The 5,593-nt window shown below is 36.9% G+C and carries 9 protein-coding genes and 1 pseudogene; 5 read left to right on the top strand and 5 right to left on the bottom strand.

Features of this window, described 5'->3' with window-relative positions:
• Positions 1-346: 346 nt before the first annotated feature.
• Positions 347-955: a LysE family translocator gene (locus ACMUMJ_RS16720; RefSeq protein ID WP_414679986.1), complete on the bottom strand. Its 609-nt coding sequence runs from the start codon at positions 953-955 to the stop codon at positions 347-349.
• Between the two features lie 2 nt (positions 956-957).
• The gene (locus ACMUMJ_RS16715) at positions 958-1,422 is read right to left on the bottom strand and encodes a GNAT family N-acetyltransferase (RefSeq protein WP_414679985.1); all 465 of its coding nucleotides are present in this window, start codon (positions 1,420-1,422) and stop codon (positions 958-960) included.
• Positions 1,423-1,531: 109 nt separating this feature from the next.
• Between ACMUMJ_RS16715 and ACMUMJ_RS16710 the strand changes: the two genes are divergently transcribed.
• From ACMUMJ_RS16710 to ACMUMJ_RS16690, 5 genes and pseudogenes are all read left to right on the top strand, one after another.
• Positions 1,532-2,401 carry a LysR substrate-binding domain-containing protein gene (locus ACMUMJ_RS16710; RefSeq protein ID WP_414679984.1) on the top strand — a complete coding sequence of 290 codons (870 nt, stop codon included), beginning with the start codon at positions 1,532-1,534 and terminating at the stop codon, positions 2,399-2,401.
• Positions 2,402-2,715: 314 nt separating this feature from the next.
• A pseudogene (locus ACMUMJ_RS16705) lies at positions 2,716-2,852 on the top strand (IS5/IS1182 family transposase); the annotation flags it as partial.
• A 377-nt stretch (positions 2,853-3,229) separates the two neighbouring features.
• Positions 3,230-3,505 carry a hypothetical protein gene (locus ACMUMJ_RS16700; protein WP_414679983.1) on the top strand — a complete coding sequence of 92 codons (276 nt, stop codon included), beginning with the start codon at positions 3,230-3,232 and terminating at the stop codon, positions 3,503-3,505.
• 21 nt (positions 3,506-3,526) lie between these two features.
• Complete coding sequence (locus ACMUMJ_RS16695; protein WP_414679982.1) at positions 3,527-3,721, top strand: hypothetical protein; 195 nt, start codon at positions 3,527-3,529, stop codon at positions 3,719-3,721.
• 144 nt (positions 3,722-3,865) lie between these two features.
• The gene (locus tag ACMUMJ_RS16690; protein WP_414679981.1) at positions 3,866-4,186 is read left to right on the top strand and encodes a type IV secretion system protein; all 321 of its coding nucleotides are present in this window, start codon (positions 3,866-3,868) and stop codon (positions 4,184-4,186) included.
• Between the two features lie 121 nt (positions 4,187-4,307).
• On the opposite strand, the gene ACMUMJ_RS16685 is transcribed toward ACMUMJ_RS16690, so the two are convergent.
• The 3 genes from ACMUMJ_RS16685 to ACMUMJ_RS16675 all read right to left on the bottom strand — a co-directional run bounded on the left by ACMUMJ_RS16685 (position 4,308) and on the right by ACMUMJ_RS16675 (position 5,411).
• Positions 4,308-4,601, bottom strand: coding sequence for a YciI family protein (locus tag ACMUMJ_RS16685; protein ID WP_414679980.1), 294 nt, complete (start codon positions 4,599-4,601; stop codon positions 4,308-4,310).
• 28 nt (positions 4,602-4,629) lie between these two features.
• Complete coding sequence (locus tag ACMUMJ_RS16680; protein ID WP_414679979.1) at positions 4,630-4,809, bottom strand: hypothetical protein; 180 nt, start codon at positions 4,807-4,809, stop codon at positions 4,630-4,632.
• A gap of 122 nt (positions 4,810-4,931) precedes the next feature.
• Entirely contained in the window at positions 4,932-5,411 is a 480-nt protein-coding gene (locus ACMUMJ_RS16675; RefSeq protein WP_414679978.1) for an ASCH domain-containing protein, read from the bottom strand.
• Positions 5,412-5,593 lie beyond the last annotated feature (182 nt).

Genomic DNA, 5,593 nt, shown 5'->3' with positions numbered 1-5,593 from the left:
CCCTAAAAGAGCAGAAATCTGGTATCTTTTGCCTTCGGTCAACTGCTGATAATTCATGTTGGTACTGCTTAGTTTTGTGGTGAAAAGAAGTGTACCAACTTCAGCAGTTGGCTTCTTCTACACACTGATTAGCAGTGTCGCACTTATTATCTGAATTTAGGCCTATCCATTTTTTGATTCTTTATAAAAGCCACAGAAACTTTATCGCATGTCATCAAAGTAACTTATTTTACGTCAATATCACTATCATTCTTGTCATATTAATACTCGCTAACCATCACAAAATACCTTATCCCTGAATTCAGGTTCGACTAATTAGTATATTAAATAACATTTAAAAGCCAATTTATATTAATTGATAAATATTGTTTGTTGCAAAAAATATTAAAAAAACACCAAGTATTTTATCAATTTCTTTTGAATATTTAACATAAATAACTTTAAATACTTTTTGACCGAAAGCTATTGAAACTAAAGCATACCATAAAAACTCTAAGCTACTACATAACAATATAACTAATATCTTTTCATCCAACCCTCTTGGAACTGAGAGAAATCCTGAAAATATGCTAATCATAAATGCAATAGTTTTCATATTCCCTATATTAGTAAATATCCCTGCTTTAATGGATGCTATAAAATTTAATTCCTGACTGTTGTTTTTATTTTCATCAATACTATCTTCAGGTTTACTTTTCAGTAAAGAATAAGCTATATAAAGTAAATATATAGCACCTAGTATTGTCGCAACTAATCCAACTATAGGAAAACGGTCTAATAATAAAGCTAATCCAGAAACACATGAAATTGAAAATAATAGTCCAACTAAACAAATACCGACTGTAGATCCAATACCAGAACTAACAGAATTAGACACGGATCCTCGACTAACTAAAATAAAGTTTGGTCCAGGACTCATTACTGCTAATATATATATTAATGCCGCTGAAAACATATTTATATTACCTTCTTATTTATTGGGTAGTGGTAATACATATAGTCACTATTTAATATAAAGCCAAAATCTTCATATAATCCACGAGCTTTTACATTACTAACTGCACCTTCTATAAACAACTGTTTTATATTCTTTGAAATTCCGTAATGGGCAGATTCTTTTAGCAATGCTCTTCCAACACCTTGACCTCTACATTTATCAGATACATATAAATCATTTACTATAAACATTTTCTGTAGTGTAACGCTAGAAAAACTAGGGAACAATTGAATGAATCCAATTATTTTTTCTTTTTTTTGTGCAACAAATATTACTGATTCATTTGATATAATTCTATTTCCTATAAAAGAAATAGAACTTTTAATGTCACTTATTTCACCATAAAATTGACGATACATGTCCAAAAAGTTACCAATTTTTTTAGTGTCCTCAATGATTTCCTTTATAATAATTTCATCAGGCATTGCTTAAATATCCTTAATTTTTTTATTTATCTTATTTAAGATAAATAATTATAAGTATTCCATTGTGCTTGTCTAACGAATATAATTGATATCTATATAAGGAAAATTGATGAGCAATATGAACAGAGAACTTGACGTCGACTTACTACGGACATTCGTTGCTATTGCAGATACAGGGAGTTTTACTAAAGCTTCAAAGTTAGTGCACCGAACGCAATCTGCAGTTAGTATGCAGATGAAGCGCTTAGAAATTATCACTGGAGCTCCTCTTTTTACGCGATTAGGAAAAAATGCAAATTTATCTCCTCATGGAGCTAAGTTACATCATTACGCACGAGAAATTTTAAAACTACAAGAAGTAGCTCTTTATGACTTACAAGAGCTGAAAAAAAATGGTTCTATTTCAGTAGGAATTCCAGATGATTATGTTGAAAAATTTCTTTCTACATTTATAAACAGTTTTAAAATAGAATGTCCCGATGTGGAGGTTATTATTATAATTCAACCAAGTATTATACTAAACGACCTACTTCATCAAGGAAAAGTTGATATTGCAATAATGACTAGAAACTTTAGCACCCAATCGATAAATGAATACAAGTTAAGAAATGAACCTGTTTTTTGGGTAACTTCAAAAAATCATAATATCCATAAGCATAACAAGTTACCAATGGCGATATTTAGTAGTGATTGTATATTTCGAACATGGGCTATAGAGGCTCTTAATAAAAAAAATAGAGAATATAAAATATCCTACACTAGTCAAAGCTTACTTGGAATTACTACGTTTATTAAAAGTGGATTTGGCGTTTCGGCATTAACAAAGTCGAGTGTCAATTCGGATTTACAAATATTAAATGAAAGTGATGGTTTCCCAAACCTACCATTAAATACAATTATACTAGTTAAGTCCCCCGCAAATACATGTTCCATTGTTCAAAAAATGGAACAACACATTATTAATGCGTTTTCCGAATAAGTCGAGCTGCACCCCTTAGTTTTAAAAAACTCAATTATAGCCAATAATGTGACTGTTTATCACTTTATCATCACTAAACTAGATCATTCCACAAAAGACAAACAGTTGTTCAGTTCAGGGCTCTTTTTCCAAATCATAAGCAAGAATATTGCATAAACCATCAATGGCTTTGCGCATGCCGGTTGGGCTATAAATGAGCGTGACGCTAAGTTGAGAAGATGCTGTAAACATAAGCCTTTTGCTCCTATTAAAGAAAACAAAAGACTTTAGGGGTTTTGAAAGAGATTAAAACGTGTGGTTTGCCGGAAGCTTACGGTCAAAAACGCGGCTTCCAGAAAAAGAAAAACGCTGGATGGGAAGACGAAACAGCGGAGAACCCATCATAGGTCATCTAAAATCGGATGGAAAGCTCAGGAGATGTTTCCTGAAAGGTGTGTTGGGTGATAGATTAGGTTAGTATATATCGTAAAACTAACTGGAACAAACGGAATGTACTAACGAGCTAATAAATGAAGTCTTCAAGCAAATCAAGGAAATTTTTTGCCGGCCAGGTGAAAAAAACACCGACTGGCACAGGGTTGGCGGCTGGAGGATCTGCACCAGGCAGGCGGCTCTATCGCTGCTATGCAAATGGAACAGCTCCGGCAGCTTCAAATGGCACAGATACAACTCTAATCAGCAGAAGTGGGCGGTTCTATAGACCGGCAGGCAGAAGATGACTCTGATTTGCAACGCGCCTTACGACCACTTGACGGACCCGACGAAAACCGAGGCGGCGCCCTTGGTATGGGCGGTTCTATTCGTTAACTCCAAAAAGGAAAATTCAACATGGATCTAACAGTACTGAAAAACCCGGTAGTTCTGGCCATCTTGGCAGGCTCCGTCATCGTTACCAATGTAGTGACTTATAACGTATCGGCACCGGCTGCGGATTATTGCAGCCCTATTATAGAACAAGCCCTGGCAGAAAACCAGGCAATGCTGGATGAACTCCGGGAACGCCTGGCTGCGGATGATGCGAATCTGGAAAGGGCGCTTCGTCCACTCGAGGGGCTGAACGAAAACCGGGGCGGTGGCCTTAGTATGGACGGCTCTATTCGTTAATTCCAAAAAGGAAAATTCAACATGGATCTAACAGCACTGAAAAACCCGGTAGTTCTGGCCATCTTGGCAGGCTTCGTCATCGTTACCAATGTGGTGACTTATAACGTATCGGCCCCGGCTGCGGATGATGCGAATCTGGAAAGGGCGCTTCGTCCACTCGAAGGGCTGAACGAAAACCTGGGCGGTGGACTGAACTGGAATGAGTCAATCAGGTAAGGGGGTAGTCATGGGCGCACCTCGCCAAACTGGTGTCTTGGCCGCTGTCGCTTTACTGCTTTTTAGTGGTCAGGCGCTGGGCGTGGATATAGATGCTGATGTTATTCAGTCCTTGCAGGACGAATTCAGGAACCAAACCAGCACTTGGTTCGGGCCGCTAAAAACATTGCCACTTGGCTGCTGCTGATTAGCCTGGCTACTATTGCTTGGACATGGTCTGCTGGTCAAATGGTGCTAAGAAACGCGGATCTCCAGGAATTCATGGTTGAACTGGTGCGCCTTGTTATTTTCGTCGGTTTCTTTTTAGCGTTAATTCTCAATGCAGATACCTGGTCAACTGCTCTTATAAACGGCTTCATGTGGACAGGCAACCAAGTAGCAGGAACAGGGATCACGGGAGACATAAACACGGCCGCTATTCTTGAACTCGGCTTTATTGTGCCCAATATTTTGGCGTATTTTTAAGTCTATTATGGTTAAAAATGGCATTATCAGAAGAAGAACATGAAAAAAGCATGGCATTCCACGTTTGAAACGCCATTATTCAGATTCGACTACATAGTTTTTGATAATCCGAAATGAAACTTTATAACAAGACTGTTTCATCTTCTAATACTTTACCCCAAAGCAATAATCTGTATTTTCTATGTACAGGATGAAAGTATGGATCATTTTCTATTAATTTGATTGCTCTTTGCTTAGAAGAAACATTTAATATCCACATTCCGCCAACAAATATACCTTCTTGATCTTCTTTAAACCCACCACCTATTAGTATTTCGGTTTTGTTTTTACTGACATAGTCAACATGACTTTGTTTATTATTCTTTCGATGCTCCATCATTTCCGGAGCATCGTTAAATAGAACCACCCAGCGCATAATTATTCTCCAATTTGTATAAATTAAGTTAATGGGTGTCTTTGATGACTATTTTTCTCTTACAGTTCATGGTCACCATGTTGTTAAATAGGGGGTTAAGGCCAAATGATGCCACAAGTTCTAATTCATGAGAGGTAGCACACTCAATCGCTTGACTTCTTTCACTGTCACCCTTTATCCATTCTTTTAACTGAACATCCTGATTCATTCTAGTTTCCAATTACCGTTTAAATAACGTAGTACTCAATCTGATAAACAACTAAACAGGTGAAACAACAGTAAATAAATGCACAAAACAACACAGAAAAGCACTATCTAATGCTATGCAATTCATTTATTGACGCTTTTATTATAGACCACTTTAAATTTTTCTAACACCAATAACATATCTTCGCTCGGTTGAATGCCTAACTCGTCGCATTCAAGGGAAAAAAATTCCCAATGAGCGTCACGCCACCATGATAATGTTTTATCCCCCTCGCCTTCTAACGCGGCAAACTCTTCAGTGATATTACTGTATTTGCATTTAGATACAGATGTAATTTCTATAATACAAATGGGCTTACCGTCCCAATTAGTCACAACCTGTAAATGACCCACTTCAGGCAACGCCTCTCCCTCATGTCTGTACCAGTAATCCATGCTGCACGAAGCTTGTTTCTCGCCACGTACTATTAAATCCGCACAAATATTCGCATTGCGTTCATCCGAACAAAAATAATCTGAGCTAAAAGACGTATACCTATTCGCAATATTGAGAGGCAGGGAGTTCAGATATTCGTCTAAGTACACTTTGCTTGCTTTTTTCATAAACACTCCTAGTTCATATCAAAAACCGTCTTTGTACCGCAAATAAAATTACTATTAAATACCCGTGGTGCATTTAGGAAATTACAATTTTCAAATTGTTTATTTTGTTCCCTTCTAAATGATTAAACCACTGAATAATAGTCAGTGCGGCTATTTTTGTGACTATTCTTCGACTTATTCCG

This window comes from Marinomonas phycocola, from assembly GCF_047525455.1.
In the GTDB taxonomy this organism is placed as follows: Bacteria; Pseudomonadota; Gammaproteobacteria; order Pseudomonadales; family Marinomonadaceae; genus Marinomonas.
The sequence above is the reverse complement of the archived record's forward strand: the minus strand, read 5'-3'. Positions and strand labels throughout refer to the sequence as shown.